Raw genomic sequence first — 17835 nt, 5'->3', positions numbered from 1 at the left:
TCACCGCCCGGCCAAGCAAACGGAACAAAGCATCCCATGACGCTGCAAGACAACAAATCGCGCTATTCGCCTGAATTCGATGTGGCCGTGCGCGGCGACACGATCACGGCGGACCGTTACATCTCGCCCGAATGGATGAAGAAGGAACACGCCAATCTCTGGCCCAAGGTCTGGCACCTTGGCGGCATGCTGGCCGAACTGGAGGAAGAGGGCGATTTTATCCGCCATGATTTCGGCAAGGAATCGGTCATCATGGTCCGTCAGGGCGATGATACGATCCGCGCTTTCTACAATTCCTGCCCGCATCGCGGCAATCGGCTGGTGCTGGGCGATGCGGGCCATATGCCGCGCATCACCTGCGGCTATCACGGGTGGCAATTCACCCCCGACGGCGTGCTGGCCAAGGTGCAGGACCCGGATGATTTCCCCGATGGCAACCCCTGCGGCAAGGTCCATCTCTCATCTTTGCGCTGCGAGACTTGGGGGCCTTTCGTGTTCTGGTGCATGGACGATGATGTCCCTCCCTTACGCGAATGGATGGCGCCTTTGCAGGACCGTCTGGCCAATTACGGCCTCGACAATTGGGTGCGGGTGCTCAAACTTTCATGCGATGCCGATTTCAACTGGAAGATCATCCGCGACAATTTCAACGAGAGCTATCACCTGCCCACCATCCATCCCGAACTGGCCACCTTCATCAATGACGGTCTGCCCACCACCTTGTTCGAGATGTATGAGAGCGGCCACAATTCGATGTGGATGATCGGCCATCAGGCCACCACCCGCACCGATTATCACAGCGCCGAAGTGCCCGCCCCGCTGGACGACATTGCCCGCGCATGGGGCATCGATCCGGCCGATTACAAAGGCCACACCGGCGACATCCGCGCCGCCGTGATCGAGGCCAAGCGCCGCCTGGGGCCGGAGCGCGGCTATACGATGTATGCCGATATGACCGACCAGCAATTGGTGGACTATTTCCACTGCACGCTGTTCCCCAATCTCACACTGACCATGTCGCCCGAACAGTTGCAGGTTTTGCGCACCGAACCGCATCCCACCGATCCGGAAAAGTGCATTTTCCAGCATTGGGTGCTGATGCCGCCGATCAAGGGGATGAAGGAAGTGGCCACGCCGATCGGCAATGTGCCGCTGCGCCATGACGCGGTGGTGCGCCACAGCAAATATGGCGACGGCGTTTCCCTCGGCTTTGTCGCCGATCAGGATCTCTCGATCGGCACGACCCAGCAACAGGGGCTCAATTCGCGCGGCTTCAAGGGCTGCTTCCTGCCCGCGCAGGAAAAGCGCATCCAGCGCTTTCACGAATTGCTCAACGATTATGTCGAGGGACGCCGATGACCTGCCCACCCTCCGAACGGATTGCCATTGCCGATCTGGTCACCGCCTATGCGCTGGCGGTGGACCGGATCGGCGATGCCGATGGCGTGGCCGCGCTCTTTGCGCCCGATGGCGTTTATGACCTTGCCGCGCTGGGCATGGGCGAGATTGTCGGGCGCGAGGGTGTGCGCGAATTTTTCGTGACCGCGTTTGCCGGGATGGCGCAGAACGCCCATTTTATCAGCAATATCGCAGTGAATGCCTATGATCCTGCCGGGTCCGCGCAGGTTCAGGCCTATGGCCATGCCTTCAGCCTTGGCAAGGATGGCAATCTGCTGGAGGTCAAGGCGCGCTACAGTTTTGATCTGGTGCGGGGGAGCGATGGCTGGCTGATCGCGCGGCTTGGCATGGCGATGCTCCTGCCCCCGGTGGTCACGCCGCAAGGATAATCAAAAGACCCGGCAGGATCATCCCGCCGGGCCTTTGCATCTCAGCTCATGCAATAACCGCCATCCATCATAAACTCGCTGCACGTCACAAAGCTGGCCGCATCCGAGCAGAGATAAACCACCCCGCCCGCCATTTCCTCGGGCCGCCCCAACCGCCCGATGGGATGGGCCGCAATCACGCCCTGCATCGAAACATCGAGCGAAGGCACCGCCCCCAGATCGACATAGCGCTGCATGATGGATTGCAGCATCGGCGTGTCGATCCCGCCCGGATGGACGCTGTTGGCGCGGATATTATAGCCCAACGCGGCAAATTCGGCGCCCATGCATTTGGACAGCATTTTGACCGCCGCCTTGCTGGTGCAATAGGCACCGTTAAAGGGTGCGCCCTTGATCCCGCCCACGCTGGAAAAATTGACGATCGACGCGCCGCTCGCCCGCGCCTTGCCGCCTTCTTTCAACATGGGCAGCAGCGTCTGCACCCCCACGATCACGCTTTCAACATTGACCTGATGGATGCGCCGCCACTCCTCCAGCGGGGTCTCCTCGATGCTGGCCACGATGCTGATCGCCGCCACATTGACCAGCGCATCGAGACGGCCATATTCGCGCGCCACCAGATCGGCCACCGCCTGCCAATCGCCCGCATCGGTGACATCATGGGCCAGCGCATGATCGGCCCCGACATCGCCGGGCGCCACCATATCGGTTGCCACCACCACCGCGCCGGCCTGCTTCATCGCGCGCACGACCTCGCGCCCGATGCCGCCCCGCGCGCCCGTCACTACGGCCACCACATTGTCCAAAGAAATGCTCATCGACCCTCTCCTATTGCGCGGTCCAGCCGCCATCGACCACCAGTTCGGCCCCGGTGACATAGCTGGCATCCGCACTGGCCAGAAACAGCGCGGGCCCGGCCAGTTCGGATGGTTCGGCAAGGCGCCGGATCGGGGTTGCCGCCTCCATCGCGGCCACCAGGTCCTCCGGCTTCTGGGCAAAACCCTTGTCCACCCAACGCTGGAATCCGGCATTGAGCAAAGGCGTTTTGACAAAGCCGGGATGGAGCGAATTGGCGCGGATCGGCATGCGCTTGGTGGCAAATTCGATGGCGATGCCCTTGGTAAACAGGCGCACCGCGCCCTTGCTGGCATTATAGGCCGAAACTTCGGAATAGCCGACCAGCCCCATGATCGAACTGATGTTGATAATACTGGCCCCGCCCGCGACACCGGCCCCGCTCTGCGCCATCAACGGCACCAGCGCCCGCGTGCCCAGAAACACTCCATCGACATTGACCGCCATGATCCGCCGCCACGCCTCAAGCGAAAGCGTTTCCACCGGCCCGGTCAGATCGATCCCGGCATTGTTGACCAGAATATGCGCCGCGCCATAGGTGTCGCGCATATGATCGGCAATGCCCTGCCACGAGGCCTCGTCGGTGACATTGGCGCTGATATAGGCGGCGCGCTCGCCCAGAGCGGCGACGGTCTCGCCCACCGCCTCGCTGCCTGCCGCGTCCAGATCGGCGATCAGAACCTGCGCGCCCTCCGCGACAAATCTTGTGGCAATCGCAAGGCCGATGCCCCGCAAACCGCCGGTGACCAGCGCCACGCGTCCCTCCAGCTTGCCCATGGTCAAACTCCCATCATGCCGGCGGTGGTGGCGCCATCGATTGTGATTTCCGCGCCCGACACAAAAGCCGCCTCGTCGCTGGCCAGATAGGCCACAAGCCCCGCCACTTCCTCGACCCGCGCCATGCGGTTCAAGGGAGCCATGCCTTCGTAGATGGCGCGCACGGCCGCCGGATCGGGCATACTTTCCATGATGTTGCGGATAAGGTCGGTTTCCACCACGCCGGGCAGAATGGCATTGACGCGGATGCGGTATTTCTTTTGCCCGCAATAGACCGCCGCCGATTTGGCCAGCGCCACCACCGCCGCCTTGGTGGTCGAATAGGTGACGTAATTGCCCAGCGGCCTTGCCGCATTCATGCTGGAATTGATGATGATCGAGCCGGTCGCGCCCTCGTTTCGGGCCATGGCGCGGATCGCATGCTGCACAGTCAGCATCACCCCGGTCTGGTTGATGCCGACCAGCCTGCTCCATGCCTCGATGGACACATCCTCGATGCTGGCGTCGCCCTGTTCCGTGCCCGCATTGGCAAAGGCAATGTCGAGCCGGCCATAGGCCTCCATCACCTTGTCGATCAGCGCGGGCCAAGCCTCGGCATCCTCGACGCGGTGGCTGACGAACAATCCGCCGACCTGCGCGGCCAGCGCCTCGCCAATCTCCGCCTTCGATCCGGTGAAGACCACTTTGGCCCCTTCGGCGGCCAGACGCCGCACCGTGCCCGCGCCGATCCCGCTGGTTCCGCCCGTCACAAGCGCAACTTTTCCTTCCAGCCTGCTGGCCACTGATCGCTCTCCTTAAATTATGCTCTTGGGCCCATCATGCCCGATTAACGCGCGGGCGAAACCTATGCTTTCGGCAAGGTGACTTGCCCCCTTTGGCCATAATAGACCATGATCGGCACAACAGCCGGGCGCGCGCGACCCGGCACGAGAGGACAGGACGGCAAACCATCATGGCGGACAGCGACCCCACCACCACCCGTATCAAACCCACCCCGGCCCAACCTTCTCCTGAAAGCTGCGGCCTGCCGGTGTCCGAGGGCATCAGCTGGCTGGAACTGATGGCGCAGGATTCGCGCCCCGCCCCCGATGTGCTGACCACGCCTTCTTACCAAAACCGGGGCAGCAAGCCTTTGGCCGCAGCGCGCTATACCAGCGAGGATTTCGCCCGTTTGGAGCGCGAGCGCATGTGGCCGCGCGTCTGGCAATTTGCCGCGCGCGAAGAAGACCTGCCCGAAGCAGGGGATTATGTGGTCTATGAAAACGCGGGGCGATCCTTCCTGATCTCTCGTCAGGATGATGGTTCGGTGCGCGCCATGCACAATGTCTGCCTGCATCGCGGGCGCAAATTGCGCACCGAGGATGGCCATGCCGACCGCTTCGTCTGCCCCTTCCACGGCTTTGCCTGGAACAAGGACGGCAGCTTCAACCACATGCCCTGCAAATGGGATTTTGCCCATCTGGAGGAAGCCAACCTGTCGCTGCCCCCGGTCGAGGTCGGCCAGTGGGGCGGCTATATCTTCCTGCGCGAGGAGCCGGGTGAGCAGAGCCTTGAGGACTATCTGGCCCCCCTGCCCGAGCATTTCAAACGCTGGCGGCACGAGGAATGCACCACCGTCATGTGGGTTGGCAAAGAGGTGCCCGCCAATTGGAAAGTGACCGCCGAGGCCTTTATGGAGGCATGGCACACCATCGTCACCCATCCCCAGCTTCTGCCCTTCACCGGCGATTGCAACAGCGCCTATTGGACATGGGGCGATCATGTGAACGTCAATCTGGTGCCCTTTGGCATCATGTCGCCCCACCTCGACCCCGCCGCCCACAACCAGCAGTGGATCGTGGACGAATTTGTCAAATATAACGGCCGCAGCGGCGACAATTACGAAGGGGGCAAGGATCCCTATTACGTCTCTGTGCCCGACGGCATGACCGCGCGTCAGGCGCTGGGCGCCAAGATGCGCGCGGCCTATACCGCCCAAACCGGCTATGACCATGAGGACGCCACCGACGCCGAACTGCTCGATGCACTGGTCTATAATGTGTTCCCCAATTTCGCGCCCTGGGGCGGGTTCATGCCCAACATCGTCTATCGCTGGCGCCCCGGCAAAACGCCCGACACATGCATCATGGAGGTCCGCATCCTGATGCGCGTGAAGAAGGGGGAAAAGCATCCGCGCGGCGTGCCGATGAAATTCCTGCGGCTGGACCAGAAATGGACCGAGGCACCCGAACTGGGCATTCTGGGCGATGTGTTCGAACAGGATATGGACAATCTGCCCTTTGTTCAGGAAGGGCTGCATGCCTCGAAAAACGGCATCGTCAATCTGGGCAATTATCAGGAAATCCGCCTGCGCCAGTTTCAGCAGACGCTCGACCGCTATCTGAACATTCCTGAAGGCAGCGACGGGAAGCAGGCATGAGCGAGGGCATCAGCCAAGCGCATCCCAAACGCATCAATTGCGTGCTGATCTGCGGCGGGGTGTGGCACGACATGGACTTTGCCCGGCTTGAACTGCTCAAGCTGCTGAGCGAGGATCCGGCCATCCGCACCCGTGTGTTCGAGGATTATGAAAACATCGCCGCCATCGAGGCGGCCGACATCATCATCACCTATACCTGCGACGTCACGCCGTCCCTTGCCGCGCAGGAGGCGTTGAAGGCATGGCTGGAGCGGGGCGGGCGCTGGTATGCGCTCCATGGTACCAATTCGGTGCTGCGCCTGCTGGCCGATGGGCCGAATGCGGGCCTGTGGGATGCGCCGCGCTGGGCGCCGCTGTTCATGGATCTGCTGGGCAGCCAGTTCATCAGCCACCCGCCCATCGCCCCCTACCTTGTCGAAGTGGCCGACCCCCGACATCCGTTGGTGAGCGGGGTCGAACCTTTCGAGACCACCGACGAACTGTACCATCTGGAAACCCACGGCGATCTGCATGTGCTGCTCGACACCGCCTGCACCGAGCCGGGTACGGGCTTTGTCGAGGCCGATGGCGCGCCGGGGCGCCATCCGGTGTTTTATATCAAGGATCATGGCCGGGGCGCGGTGCTTTATCTGACGCTGGGCCATTGCCGGGGCCATTATGACCTGCAACCGATGCTCGACTGGTGGCCCAGTGTGGACCGCTGCGCGTGGGATCTGCCGGTGTTTTATGATCTGCTGTGCCGGGGGCTGGGCTGGCTCAAAGAACCGCTGGCCGCGTAAAATCCAAGGGCCGGTGAGCACCCTCACCGGCCCTTTGTTTCAGGCCGCCTCCTGCGCATAGCGGTCAAGCTGGGCCAACGGGCATTCCGGCCAGCGCGAGAGCAGCACCAGACGTTTGTGGCCATGGCCGATCGAGAGCTCGTCGGTCACGCCCATGCCGCCGTGGAACTGGATCATGTCATGGCCCAATTCGACCGACACCTGGCTGATAAAGGCCCGCGCGCCGTGGACGGCCTGCGCAAATCCATTCTGCCCTTCGGCCACCAGCGCCGAATTGATCAGCGCCTTGCTCTGCTCCAGCGCGGCATAATGCGCGACCATCCGGTGCTGGATCGCCTGAAACCGGCCCAGCGCGGTGTTGAACTGGCTGCGTGTGCGCAGATATTCGAGCGATTCATCAAAGATGCGCTGCATCACCCCCACCGCCTCGGCCGCGCGGGCCAAATCGGCCAGAGGCATGATCGCATCTAGCAATTCCAGACCGCCATTCAGCCGATGGCCGGCGGGCGCATCATCAAAGCGCAGCAATCCGGCGACGCTGCCATCGATCATCCGCCACGGCGTGATGGACAGGCCCGGCGCATCAGCCGCCACCAGATAAAGCCCTACCCCCTGTTCGTCGGCGGCGCTGACGATGAAGGCGTCGGCGCCGATGGCCGCGGGCACGCAATGCTTTTCGCCGCTGATGCGCATGTCCGTGACGGTGGCCGCCACGGTGCGCGCGCGTTCGGCATGGGCCAGCGCGACGCGGCGGCGACCGGCGCAAAGATCCTCGGCCCATGGCCCGGCCAGCGATTCGTCGGCCCCTTCCAGCAGCAGCCGCGCGCCCACCAGCACGCTTTCGCACAAAGGCTCGACCACCAGCCCCCGGCCCAGCGCCATGAACAGCGTGACCATCGCCCCCGCCGTCAATCCCAACCCGCCATGTTCGGGCGCGACGGGCGCCGCCATCAGGCCGAAATCGGCCAGCATATCCCAGTTTTCCTGACTGAAACCATGAGGTTGCGCCTGATAGGCGCGGCGGCGCTCGATGTCATAGCGCTCGGCCGCAAAGCGGTCGGCCAGAGCCTCAAGCATCATCTCTTCTTCGCTGAGATCGAAATTCACGGTTTTGCTCCCTTGGCCAATAATCTAGCACTACCGTCAGGCCAAAAACGCTGCGAAAAAGGCTAGGATGCCTCAACGCCCGAACAAAAGAAGGCAAAGCGAAATGGTACTGGAGATGGATGCCCCAAGCCTTGAATGGGTTGACGCCGTGCGAATCGCATCGCCCGACCAGATCCGCCCTGCAGCCGAAGCCCTCAACCGCATCGCCCTTGATTGCGGCATGCAGGCGGCCCCGGCCCACAGCATCGCCGACAAGCGTACCCCGGTGGACACCGAGGGCAATGTGCTGGCCCGCGACGTGTTTGGCTGGACCAGCGAGAAGGCATGGTGGCGCAACCCGCGCATCGCGCTGGATTCGCCAATCACCTCGGCCTGCCGCTTTGAAAGCGAGCCGTTCTGGCTCAATGAAAAAGGCTTTCACACAAGGCAGGCCAACCGCTATCTGAGCGGCATTGATCTGAGCAATTTTGAAGCGCGCGCGATGACCAGGGCCGCCATTGTCGTGCCGGTCCATCTGCCCTTTGGCCAGATCGGTGCGGTGTCGTTCAACCCGCTGGACCAATCGATCACCGATCTTGGCGACATGTTCGAACGCTATGGCGACATTTTCGGCCTGCTGGGCCGCACCTTCATCGCCAGCTATGTCAACACGATGGGGCTGGCTCAGGCGCTGCCCGCCAAATCGCGCCTGTCCAAGCGCGAGGTGGAATGCCTGCGCTGGGCCGCGATCGGCAAGACCGATCTGGAAATCAGCATGATCATCGGCCGGAGCCGGGCCACGGTGCGTTTCCACATCCACAATGCCTCTATCAAGCTGGACGCCGTCAACCGCAGCCAGACTGTCTTCAAGGCGGCGCAACTGGGCTATATCTCGCTGCACAAATGATCGCGGAGCCGGCTTGGCAACCTTGTTGGCCCCACACCGCCCCGGTGATGGGGCTGTCCGCTTTGGCGCCATGGCCCGCCGGGCCGAACGGGCCTGAAAATTCTGTCAGCCTAGCGTTTTGAAGAGTCGCCAGCGGGCGCATTGGGGCGCTTTATCCAGACTGAGGAATCAACGGGAACCATAAGGAGAGCCGCCCTGTCAGCCGACGCACCCCTGTTTATGCCCGATGCCCCGCTGCATCTGATGGGCGGACGCCATCGGCAGACCGGGCGCGTAACCTTTCCGTATCCCGGCGACCAGTTCGATCCGGTGGCCCTGCCCACGCGCGGCACGGTGTGGTCCTATACGATCCAGCGGTTTCGCCCCAAAACCCCGCCCTATGCCGGGCCGGAGACCTTTGAACCCTGGGCGCTGGCCTATGTCGAATTGCCCGGCGCAGTGATTATCGAGGCGCGTTTGGTGGGCGTTGATCTGGACGCGATCCGCATTGGCATGGCGGTCGAGCTGACACGCGTGGCGCTTGATCCGGCCGCGCAGGACCCGTTCTGGCTCCCCGCGTTTCGTCCGGCAACTGTAACTGAAAGGGAGGCCGCACAATGAGCGCGGCCACCAATGTCTGCATCATCGGCATCGGCATCCACCCCTTTGGCCGAACCGATGGTGTGTCGGGGCTGGATCAGGGCGCCCATGCGGTGCGCGCCGCGCTGGCCGATGCGGGCGTGGCGTGGGGCGACGTCCAATTTGCCTATGGCGGATCGGATGCGGCGGGCAATCCCGACACGATGGTCGACCGGCTTGGGTTGACCGGGATGCAGTTCATCAACGTCAGGAATGGCTGCGCCACCGGCGGATCGGCGCTGTTTTCCGCGCAAATGGCCATCCGTTCGGGTGAATTTGAACTGGGGCTGGCGGTCGGCTTTGACAAGCATCCGCGCGGGGCGTTCAATGCGCTGCCCGCCGAATATAACCTGCCCGAATGGTATGGCGCGGCGGGCTATATGGTCACAACACAATTCTTCGCGGCCAAGATCATGCGCTATATGCACCTGCATGGCATCAGCCGCCGGACACTGGGGCTGGTGGCGCAAAAGGCCTTTGCCAATGGGGTGCATGCCCCCCATGCGTGGCGGCGCGAGGAAGTGGCGCTCGACACCATCCTGAACGCGCCGATGGTCTCTGATCCTTTCACCAAATATATGTTCTGCTCGCCGGGCGAAGGCGGGGTGGCGCTGGTTTTGGCCAGTGAGAAGAAGGCGCGCGAATTGGGCATTCGCCCGATCCATCTGGCCGCGGCCACCATGCGCACCCGCCCCCCGGCCAGCTTTGAAGTCTTTGCCCCCAGCATCGAGATTGGCGGCGGGGTCAACACCGCCACCCGCCTTGCCGCCGCCGCCGCGTTTGAAAAGGCAGGAATCGGGCCGGACGAAATCGACCTGGCCCAATTGCAGGACACCGAGGCGGGCGCCGAAATCATGCACATGGCCGAAAACGGCTTTTGCGCCGATGGCGATCAGGAGCAATGGATCGCCGAGGGGCGCACCGCAATCGGCGGCGCCTTGCCGGTCAACACCGACGGCGGCTGCCTTGCCTGCGGCGAACCGATCGGCGCGTCGGGCCTGCGACAGGTCTATGAAAATGTCGTCCAATTGCGAGGTCTTGGCGCAGGGCGACAAGTCCCCGGCGCCCCGCGCACCGCCTACAGCCACGTCTATGGCGCCCCCGGCGTCTCGGCCGTCACCATTTTGCACACATAGAGCCGCCATGAACCTTGAACTCACCCCCGAAGAACTGCGCTTCCGCGAAGAGGTCCGCGCGTTTCTGGCCGCGCATCTGACGGCGCAGATCCGCGAAGGCGCGGCGGCGACCCCGTCGGTCTTTGTCGAACCCGACATCGGCCAGGCGTGGAATGCCATTCTGCACAAACAGGGCTGGCTGGCCTATCAATGGCCCAAGGAATATGGCGGCACGGGCTGGAGCCCGGTACAGCGCTATATCTTTGAAAAGGAATGCGCCGAGGCGGGCGCGCCCAATCTGACGGTGCTGGGGCTGAAACTGGTGGCGCCGGTCATCTATACGTTCGGCACGGCCGAGCAAAAGGCCCATTATCTGCCCCGCATCCTGTCGGGCGAGGATTATTGGTGTCAGGGCTTTTCGGAACCGGCCAGCGGGTCGGATCTGGCCAGCCTGCAATGCCGCGCGGTGCGCGATGGCGACAAGTATATCCTCAACGGGTCCAAGATCTGGACCACGCATGCCCATTGGGCCAACCGGATGTTCTGTCTGGCCCGCACCGATGCCAGCGGGCATAAAAGCACCGGCATTTCCTTCCTGCTGGTCGATATGAACCAGCCGGGGATTTCGGTGCGCCCGATCCTGACGCTGGCGGGCGACCATGAGGTCAATCAGGTGTTTCTGGAGGACGTCGTCGTCCCCGCCTCCGACCTTGTCGGCGAAGAAGGCGATGGGTGGAAACTGGCCAAGTTTCTGCTGGAAAACGAGCGGGGCGGGTCGTGCCACGCGCCCAAGCTGGCCTATGACCTGCGCCGGATTTACGCCGATGCCGCCGACCAACCCGATGGCGCAGGCGGCGTGATGGCCCACAATGCCGACTGGCGCCGCCGGGTGGCGCGCGCGCGGCTGGGGGTGGAATCGCTGGAGATGATCGAGCTGAAAATCCTGTCCGAAATCGCACAGGGTCAGGCGCCGGGGCCGCAGACCTCGCTGGTCAAGCTGCTGGCTTCAAACCTGAGACAGGAAATCGACCTTTTGGCGATGGATCTGCTGGGCCTTGCCGGGCTGGAACTGGACATGCGCCGTCCGCTTTATGGCCCGGACGCCCCGACGCCCGTCCACAATCGCCAGACCCAGGTTGCCGCCGCCCGCTATCTCAACAGCCGGGCATGGACCATTTTTGGCGGGACCAACGAGGTGCAGGCCAGCATCATCGCCAAGACGGTGCTCAACCTCTAGCCTGCTAAACAGAACAACAAACGCCGGGAGCCGGAAATGCAATTGAGCCGAGAAGCCCTGCTGGCCGCCTATCGCCAGATGAAGATCATCCGCGAATTTGAAGAGCGGCTGCATGTCGAAATCCAGACCGGCGAGATTGCCGGTTTCACTCACCTTTATTGCGGCCAGGAGGCCGTGGCGGTGGGCGTGTGCGAACATCTCTCCCCCGCCGACAAGATCGTCTCGACCCATCGCGGCCATGGCCATTGTCTGGCCAAGGGCTGCGATGTGGATGACATGATGAAGGAAATCTGGGGCAGCCGCGATGGCCTTTGCAAGGGCAAGGGCGGGTCGATGCACATTGCCGATGTGACCAAGGGCATGTTGGGGGCCAATGGCATTGTGGGGGCGGGTGCGCCGATTGCGGTCGGGGCGGCGCTGGCCTCGCGCGTCGATGGACCGGGGCCGGACGGCTTGAAAATCGCCATCGCCTTTTCCGGCGACGGCGCCTGCAATCAGGGCACGACCTTCGAGGCGATGAACCTTGCCGCCGTGACCAAGGCGCCGTGCATTTTTGTGTTCGAAAACAACCACTATTCCGAACATACCGGCGTGTCCTATGCGGTGGGCACCAATCAGGACATCGCCAGTCGCGCCGAAGCCTTTGGCATGAAAGCATGGCGCGCCGACGGCACCGATTTCTTCGCCGTTCACGACACGATGCGTGAAGTGCTGGAATATGTGCGCGCCGGAAACGGCCCGGCGGCGGTGGAATTCGACACCGAACGCTTCTTTGGCCATTTCGAGGGCGACCCCCAGCGCTATCGCGGCCCCGGCGAACTCGACCGTATCCGGGCCACGCGCGATTGCCTGACCCGGTTCCGCGCCTCGGTAAAAGGCGCCGGCCTGCTCTCGCACGCCGATCTGGACGCGGTGGACGATGATGTGATGGCCGCCATCGAAGGGGCTGTGGCCGCCGCCCGCGCCGCCGCAAGGCCAACACCCGAAGACGTTCTGGCCGACGTCTATATCGCCTATTAAGCGCGGGAGAAGTTTGATGAGCAATATGATGTACCGCGCCGCCGTTCTTTCCACCATCATGGAAGAGATGGAGCGCGACCCCAATGTGGTGGTGCTGGGCGAAGACGTGGTGGGCGGCATGGGCACCGAGGGCGGACCGGAGGCCATCGGCGGCATCTGGTCGACCTCGACCGGGCTGTATGACCGTTTCGGCGCAACCCGAGTGATCGACACGCCCATTTCGGAAAGCGCGATCATCGGCGCGGCGGCGGGGCTGGCCCTCTCGGGCAAGAGGCCGATTGCCGAGCTGATGTTTGCCGATTTCATCGGCGTCTCGCTCGACCAGATCTGGAACCAGATTGCCAAGTTCCGCTATATGTTCGGCGGCAAGACGCGCTGCCCGGCGGTGATCCGCATGGCCTATGGCGCGGGATACAATGCCGCGGCCCAGCACAGCCAGTCGGTGCATCAGATCCTGACGGGCATGCCGGGTTTGAAAGTGGTGATGCCCACCACGCCCGCCGACGTCAAAGGCCTGCTGCGCACCGCGATCCGCGACGATGATCCGGTGATTTTTCTTGAGCACAAAGCGCTTTACGCCACCACCGGCGAGGTGCCCGATGACCGCGATTTCATGATCCCCTTTGGCCATGCGCGCCTGTCGCGCGCCGGGGGCGATGTCACGATCATCTCTTCGGGCCTTTTGCTGGGCATGTGCGAGGCGGTGGCGGACAAGCTGAAAGGCGAAGGCATCGGCTGCGATGTCATTGACCTTCGCACCACCAGCCCGCTCGATGAAGAGACGATCCTCGACAGCGTCGAGGTGACGGGCCGCGTGGTGGTGGTCGATGAAGCGCCGCCGCGCTGCGGCCTTGGCGCCGATCTTTGCGCGCTGGTGGCCGAAAAAGCGTTTTCCAGCCTCAAGGCCCCGCCGCTGCAAGTCACCCCGCCGCACACGCCCATTCCTTTCGCCCGCGAATTGGAAAGCGCCTATCTGCCCTCGGTCGACAAGATCGAGGCGGCGGTGCGCCGCGTGCTGGCATGGCGATAAGGGAGGCGATGATGCCGGACATCCGCCCGTTCTGCATGCCCAAGTGGGGCATCGAAATGACCGAAGGCACATTGGCCGACTGGAAAGTGGCCGAGGGTGACACATTCGCCAAGGGGCAATTGCTGTGCCTGATCGAGACCGCCAAGATCACCAATGAGGTCGAGGCCGAATATGACGCGGTGATGGCCCGCGTGCTGGTGCCCGCAGGCGCTGAGGCACAGCCGGTCGGCACGCTGCTGGCCGTGACCGCGCAGGCCGGAACCAGCGCGGAAGAGATCGACGCCTTCATCGCCGCCTTCCGCCCCGCCAATGCGCCGACCAACCCCGGCGCGGTGGTGAAGGAAGATCCGGCCCCCGCCCCCGCATACGCCCCTGCCCCGCGCCCGATCCAGACCAACCGCGCGATCAGCCCCGAAGCGCTCAAACTGGCCGAGGCCAGCGGGCTGGACATTGAGCCGATCGAGGGTTCAGGCCGCCATGGCCGCATCACCTTGCAGGATGTCCAGCAGGCCTTGAACGCGCCCGCACGGCCGGTGCTGGTCGGCACGCTGGCGCTGGCCGAGGAAGGCAAGGCCTTTGCCTCGCCCCTTGCCCGCCGGATCGCGGCCCAGCACGGGATCGACCTGTCGGGCGTCACCGGCACCGGCCCGCGCGGGCGTATATCCAAGGCCGACGTGCTGGCGCTGGTGGCAACGCCTGCGCCCACGCAGGGCGCGGCTTTTGCGCCTGTGCCCAACCCGCCCGCCATCGTCCCGTTTGACCGCGTGCGCAAAGTGGTGGCCCAGCGCCTGACCCAGGCCAAGCAGGAGATCCCGCATTTCTATCTGCGCTCCAGCGCGCGGCTCGATGAACTGCTGGCCCTGCGAAAAACGGCCAATCTGGTGCTGGGAGCCAAGGCCTCGATCAATGACTATCTGGTGCGCGCCGCCGCCATCGCGCTGGCCCGCCACCCTGATGTCAATGTTCAGGTCCATGGCGCCACCATCCACCGCTTTGCCCATGCCGATGTCGCCATCGCCGTGGCCAGCCCCAATGGCCTAGTCACGCCCATCGTCCGTCAGGCCGACCGCCAGAGCGTGGCCCAGATTGCGCAAGCCACCGCCGCCTTGATCGACAAAGCCAAGGCCGGGCGCCTCTCGCTGGGCGATATGGAGGGCGGGACGTTCTCGATCTCGAACCTTGGCATGTTCGGGGTGGAGGAATTTGCCGCCATCATCAACCCGCCTCAGGCCGCCATCCTCGCCGTGGGCGCGGCGGCCCGCGCCGTGTGCGAAAGGCCCGATGGCAGCGCGGGCTTTGAAACCCGCCTCGCCCTGACCCTCTCGGTCGATCATCGCGCGATTGACGGCGCGGCGGCGGCCCAATTCCTCGCAACGCTCAAGGGGCTGATCGAAGCGCCTGAAGCCCTGTTTGCCTGAAAGGACCATGACCATGGCCAAGCGCGGCCCGCTGACCGATATCGGCCCGATTTTTCAGATGGCCTATCTGCCATCCGATTTTGACGCCGCCCTGCGCCATTGGACAGAAGTGATTGGCGCCGGTCCCTTCTTCATCATGGAGAATATCCAGATCGCGGAAATGACCTATCTGGGCCAGCCCACCAATGCGGTGATCTCGGCGGCATGGGGTTATTGGGGCGATATGCAGATCGAGCTGATCCGGGCGGAAAATGATGCGCCTTCGATCTACACCGGCGATTATGCGGTCAAGGACCGGCTGCACCATGTCTGTGTCGCGGTGGACGACATTGATGCGGCGCGTGCAGCGCTCAACGAGGCGGGCGCGACGATCCTGATCGAGGGCAAGGTGGGCGAGAGCGGCGCGGTCATCTATGCCGATGCGGGCGGCGGACCGGGCAATGTCATCGAATATGTCAAGCTGATGGAGGGTGGCCCCGAGCTGTTCGCCATGATGCGCGAGGCCGCCCGCGACTGGGACGGCAACGAACCGCTGCGCAGGTTGGGTTGAGGGCCATGGTGACGCAGCGCGCATCCGATATCGCCGCGCGGGTGGAGGATTTCGTCCGCACCCGCATCATCCCTTATGAAGCCGATCCGCGCCGCGACCATCATGGGGCACCGCTGGACGAACTAGTCTATGAAATGCGCGATCTGGCCCGCGCCGCCGGGGTGCTGACGCCCCATATCCTGCCCGATGGCACGCATTTGACCCAGCGTGAGACGGCGGTGGTGCTGATCGCGTCGGGCCTGTCACCGCTGGGGCCGCTGGCCTGCAACACGATGGCGCCCGATGAGGGCAATATGTATCTGATCGGCCATGTCGCCAATGATGATCTGAAGGCGCGTTTCCTGACGCCGCTGGTCGAGGGGCGGGCGCGTTCAGCCTTTTTCATGACCGAACCGGCCGAACTGGGCGGGGCCGGGTCTGACCCTTCGATGATGATCACCACCTGTCGGCGCGACGGCAACCACTGGGTCATCAACGGCAAGAAGCGCTTTATCACCGGAGCGCAGGGGGCCAGCGTCGGCATCGTTATGGCCAAATCGGAAGAAGAGGACAGCAAGGGCGGCGCCTGCATGTTCCTTGTCGATCTGCCCGATCCGGCCATCCGCATTGACGATGTGCCCAATACGATCGACACCTCGATGCCCGGCAGTCATGCCGATGTGACCATCGACAATCTGCGCGTACCGGCCGATCAATTGCTGGGCCATGCGGGCGATGGATTCAAATATGCGCAGGTGCGCCTGTCTCCGGCCCGCCTCTCGCACTGTATGCGCTGGCTGGGGGGCTGCATCCGGGCGCAGGAGATCGCCGGCGATTATGCCAACCGCCGCATGGGTTTTGGCAAGCCGTTGATCGACCACGAGGGCGTCGGCTTCATGCTGGCCGAAAACATGATTGACCTCAAACAGGCCGAATTGATGATCGACTGGTGCGCGGGCGTGCTGGACACCGGCAGCCTTGGCACGGTGGAAAGCAGCATGGCCAAGGTGGCCGTGTCCGAGGCGCTGATGCGGATTGCGGATCGCTGCGTTCAGGTGATGGGCGGGACGGGCGTGACCGACCGCACCATCGTCGAGCAGATCTTCCGCGAGGTGCGCGCCTTTCGCATCTATGACGGCCCCACCGAGGTTCACAAATGGAGCCTTGCCAAGAAGATCAAGCGCGAGTGGAAGCACGCCCATGGCGGATAAGGCCGATATGGCCGCCGCCAACAGCGGGGTGGGCGCGATGCGGACCCAGTTCGATGTGGGCGCTCTGGAGGGCTGGCTTGGCGCCCATCTCGACGGATTTGCAGGGCCGGTCACGGTGGAGCAGTTCAAGGGCGGACAATCGAACCCGACCTATCGGCTGACCACGCCGGGCGCGCGCTATGTGCTGCGGCGCAAGCCCGCCGGGCCGGTGCTCAAAGGCGCGCATGATGTGTTGCGCGAGGCGCGGGTCCAGCAGGCGCTGGCGGGGAGCGATGTCCCGGTCGCGCGCATCCATGCCGTGTGCGAGGATGGCAGCATCATCGGCAGCGCGTTCTACATCATGGACATGGTCGAGGGCCGGGTGTTCTGGGACGCCAGCCTTGCCGACCTGCCAAAGGCCGAGCGGGCGGCCTATTATGATGAAACCAACCGCGTGATCGCCGCGCTGCATTCGGTCGATTACAACACGGTCGGGCTGGGCGATTACGGGCGCCCCGGCAATTATTTCGCCCGCCAGATCAAACGGTGGAGCGAGCAATATCTGGCCGACGAGCTGGCCGGGCGCGATCCGGTGATGGACGAATTGGTGGCATGGCTGCCCGGCGCCATTCCCGATGGCGATGAGACCAGCATCGTCCACGGCGATTTCCGCATCGACAATGCCATCTTTCATCCCACCGAGCCGCGCATTCTGGCGGTGCTGGATTGGGAGCTTTCAACGCTGGGCCATCCTTTGGCCGATTTTGCCTATCACGCGATGGTCTATTCGATGCCGCCCGACATTGTCGCCGGGCTGGGCGGGGCCGACCCGGCGGCGCTGGGCCTGCCCCCGCTTGAGGATTACATAGCCGCCTATTGCCGGCGCACCGGGCGCAGCGGCATCGAGAATTGGAACTTCTATCTGGCCTTCAACTACTTCCGTCTGGCCGCGATTTTCCATGGCATCAAAGGCCGCGTGCTGCGCGGCAATGCCAGCAATGCGCAGGCCGCCCAAAGGGCGCAGGCCTTTCCAAGGCTGGCGCGCCTCGCCCATTCCTTCGTCTAGAA

The 17835-nt window shown here is 63.5% G+C and carries 18 protein-coding genes; 14 read left to right on the top strand and 4 right to left on the bottom strand.

Translation table 11 applies throughout. The features are described from left to right. The first annotated feature begins 36 nt into the window (after window positions 1–36). Window positions 37–1359, top strand: coding sequence for an aromatic ring-hydroxylating oxygenase subunit alpha (locus GGR38_RS21125; protein ID WP_183628491.1), 1323 nt, complete (start codon window positions 37–39; stop codon window positions 1357–1359). Further along, complete coding sequence (locus GGR38_RS21120; RefSeq protein ID WP_183628489.1) at window positions 1356–1787, top strand: nuclear transport factor 2 family protein; 432 nt, start codon at window positions 1356–1358, stop codon at window positions 1785–1787. Before GGR38_RS21125 ends, GGR38_RS21120 begins: the two co-directional genes overlap by 4 nt. Window positions 1788–1828: 41 nt before the next feature. On the opposite strand, the gene GGR38_RS21115 is transcribed toward GGR38_RS21120, so the two are convergent. The 3 genes from GGR38_RS21115 to GGR38_RS21105 are packed head-to-tail and all read right to left on the bottom strand — an operon-like array spanning window position 1829 to window position 4201. Continuing rightward, window positions 1829–2605: an SDR family oxidoreductase gene (locus tag GGR38_RS21115; protein WP_183628487.1), complete on the bottom strand. Its 777-nt coding sequence runs from the start codon at window positions 2603–2605 to the stop codon at window positions 1829–1831. 10 nt (window positions 2606–2615) lie between these two features. Next, complete coding sequence (locus GGR38_RS21110) at window positions 2616–3419, bottom strand: SDR family NAD(P)-dependent oxidoreductase (protein WP_183628485.1); 804 nt, start codon at window positions 3417–3419, stop codon at window positions 2616–2618. A 2-nt stretch (window positions 3420–3421) separates the two neighbouring features. After that, entirely contained in the window at window positions 3422–4201 is a 780-nt protein-coding gene (locus GGR38_RS21105; protein WP_183628483.1) for an SDR family oxidoreductase, read from the bottom strand. A 170-nt stretch (window positions 4202–4371) separates the two neighbouring features. Here GGR38_RS21105 and GGR38_RS21100 point away from each other — a divergent pair, with 170 nt between their 5' ends. After that, entirely contained in the window at window positions 4372–5838 is a 1467-nt protein-coding gene (locus GGR38_RS21100; protein ID WP_183628482.1) for an aromatic ring-hydroxylating oxygenase subunit alpha, read from the top strand. Beyond that, window positions 5835–6617, top strand: a complete 783-nt coding sequence (locus GGR38_RS21095) for a ThuA domain-containing protein (protein ID WP_183628480.1) — start codon at window positions 5835–5837, stop codon at window positions 6615–6617. Before GGR38_RS21100 ends, GGR38_RS21095 begins: the two co-directional genes overlap by 4 nt. A 39-nt stretch (window positions 6618–6656) precedes the next feature. Here the strand turns inward: GGR38_RS21095 and GGR38_RS21090 are convergent, their stop codons facing one another. After that, entirely contained in the window at window positions 6657–7724 is a 1068-nt protein-coding gene (locus GGR38_RS21090; RefSeq protein WP_183628478.1) for an acyl-CoA dehydrogenase family protein, read from the bottom strand. A 115-nt stretch (window positions 7725–7839) separates the two neighbouring features. Between GGR38_RS21090 and GGR38_RS21085 the strand changes: the two genes are divergently transcribed. The 10 genes from GGR38_RS21085 to GGR38_RS21040 all read left to right on the top strand — a co-directional run bounded on the left by GGR38_RS21085 (window position 7840) and on the right by GGR38_RS21040 (window position 17833). Continuing rightward, window positions 7840–8610, top strand: coding sequence for a helix-turn-helix transcriptional regulator (locus GGR38_RS21085; protein WP_183628550.1), 771 nt, complete (start codon window positions 7840–7842; stop codon window positions 8608–8610). A gap of 219 nt (window positions 8611–8829) precedes the next feature. Further along, on the top strand, window positions 8830–9210 hold the full coding sequence (locus tag GGR38_RS21080; RefSeq protein WP_183628476.1) for a Zn-ribbon domain-containing OB-fold protein: 381 nt from the start codon (window positions 8830–8832) through the stop codon (window positions 9208–9210). Beyond that, window positions 9207–10364: a thiolase family protein gene (locus tag GGR38_RS21075; RefSeq protein WP_183628466.1), complete on the top strand. Its 1158-nt coding sequence runs from the start codon at window positions 9207–9209 to the stop codon at window positions 10362–10364. The genes GGR38_RS21080 and GGR38_RS21075 overlap by 4 nt, the downstream gene beginning before the upstream one ends. Before the next feature lie 7 nt (window positions 10365–10371). Continuing rightward, entirely contained in the window at window positions 10372–11580 is a 1209-nt protein-coding gene (locus tag GGR38_RS21070) for an acyl-CoA dehydrogenase family protein (protein WP_183628464.1), read from the top strand. 36 nt (window positions 11581–11616) lie between these two features. After that, on the top strand, window positions 11617–12600 hold the full coding sequence (locus GGR38_RS21065; protein WP_183628462.1) for a thiamine pyrophosphate-dependent dehydrogenase E1 component subunit alpha: 984 nt from the start codon (window positions 11617–11619) through the stop codon (window positions 12598–12600). Between the two features lie 16 nt (window positions 12601–12616). After that, complete coding sequence (locus tag GGR38_RS21060; RefSeq protein ID WP_183628460.1) at window positions 12617–13630, top strand: alpha-ketoacid dehydrogenase subunit beta; 1014 nt, start codon at window positions 12617–12619, stop codon at window positions 13628–13630. Window positions 13631–13641: 11 nt separating this feature from the next. After that, window positions 13642–15048: a 2-oxo acid dehydrogenase subunit E2 gene (locus GGR38_RS21055; RefSeq protein ID WP_183628458.1), complete on the top strand. Its 1407-nt coding sequence runs from the start codon at window positions 13642–13644 to the stop codon at window positions 15046–15048. 13 nt (window positions 15049–15061) lie between these two features. After that, window positions 15062–15598, top strand: a complete 537-nt coding sequence (locus tag GGR38_RS21050; protein ID WP_183628456.1) for a VOC family protein — start codon at window positions 15062–15064, stop codon at window positions 15596–15598. A gap of 5 nt (window positions 15599–15603) precedes the next feature. Further along, entirely contained in the window at window positions 15604–16788 is a 1185-nt protein-coding gene (locus GGR38_RS21045; protein ID WP_183628454.1) for an acyl-CoA dehydrogenase family protein, read from the top strand. Continuing rightward, a complete protein-coding gene (locus GGR38_RS21040) occupies window positions 16778–17833 on the top strand; it encodes a phosphotransferase family protein (RefSeq protein ID WP_246405129.1) in 1056 nt (351 codons plus the stop codon). Before GGR38_RS21045 ends, GGR38_RS21040 begins: the two co-directional genes overlap by 11 nt. The last annotated feature ends 2 nt before the right edge of the window (window positions 17834–17835 follow it).

Source organism: Novosphingobium sediminicola, from assembly GCF_014196525.1.
Taxonomy (GTDB): domain Bacteria; phylum Pseudomonadota; class Alphaproteobacteria; order Sphingomonadales; family Sphingomonadaceae; genus Novosphingobium; species Novosphingobium sediminicola.
Note: the sequence above shows the minus strand (reverse complement) of the source record. Positions and strands in the feature narration are given on the sequence as shown.

Coding starts and splice junctions, on each gene's coding strand:
- GGR38_RS21125 (WP_183628491.1), top strand. CDS start 37: ATGACGCTGCAAGACAACAAATCGCGCTATTCGCCTGAATTCGATGTG.
- GGR38_RS21120 (WP_183628489.1), top strand. CDS start 1,356: ATGACCTGCCCACCCTCCGAACGGATTGCCATTGCCGATCTGGTCACC.
- GGR38_RS21115 (WP_183628487.1), bottom strand. CDS start 2,605: ATGAGCATTTCTTTGGACAATGTGGTGGCCGTAGTGACGGGCGCGCGG.
- GGR38_RS21110 (WP_183628485.1), bottom strand. CDS start 3,419: ATGGGCAAGCTGGAGGGACGCGTGGCGCTGGTCACCGGCGGTTTGCGG.
- GGR38_RS21100 (WP_183628482.1), top strand. CDS start 4,372: ATGGCGGACAGCGACCCCACCACCACCCGTATCAAACCCACCCCGGCC.
- GGR38_RS21095 (WP_183628480.1), top strand. CDS start 5,835: ATGAGCGAGGGCATCAGCCAAGCGCATCCCAAACGCATCAATTGCGTG.
- GGR38_RS21085 (WP_183628550.1), top strand. CDS start 7,840: ATGGATGCCCCAAGCCTTGAATGGGTTGACGCCGTGCGAATCGCATCG.
- GGR38_RS21080 (WP_183628476.1), top strand. CDS start 8,830: ATGCCCGATGCCCCGCTGCATCTGATGGGCGGACGCCATCGGCAGACC.
- GGR38_RS21075 (WP_183628466.1), top strand. CDS start 9,207: ATGAGCGCGGCCACCAATGTCTGCATCATCGGCATCGGCATCCACCCC.
- GGR38_RS21070 (WP_183628464.1), top strand. CDS start 10,372: ATGAACCTTGAACTCACCCCCGAAGAACTGCGCTTCCGCGAAGAGGTC.
- GGR38_RS21065 (WP_183628462.1), top strand. CDS start 11,617: ATGCAATTGAGCCGAGAAGCCCTGCTGGCCGCCTATCGCCAGATGAAG.
- GGR38_RS21060 (WP_183628460.1), top strand. CDS start 12,617: ATGAGCAATATGATGTACCGCGCCGCCGTTCTTTCCACCATCATGGAA.
- GGR38_RS21055 (WP_183628458.1), top strand. CDS start 13,642: ATGCCGGACATCCGCCCGTTCTGCATGCCCAAGTGGGGCATCGAAATG.
- GGR38_RS21050 (WP_183628456.1), top strand. CDS start 15,062: ATGGCCAAGCGCGGCCCGCTGACCGATATCGGCCCGATTTTTCAGATG.
- GGR38_RS21045 (WP_183628454.1), top strand. CDS start 15,604: ATGGTGACGCAGCGCGCATCCGATATCGCCGCGCGGGTGGAGGATTTC.
- GGR38_RS21040 (WP_246405129.1), top strand. CDS start 16,778: ATGGCGGATAAGGCCGATATGGCCGCCGCCAACAGCGGGGTGGGCGCG.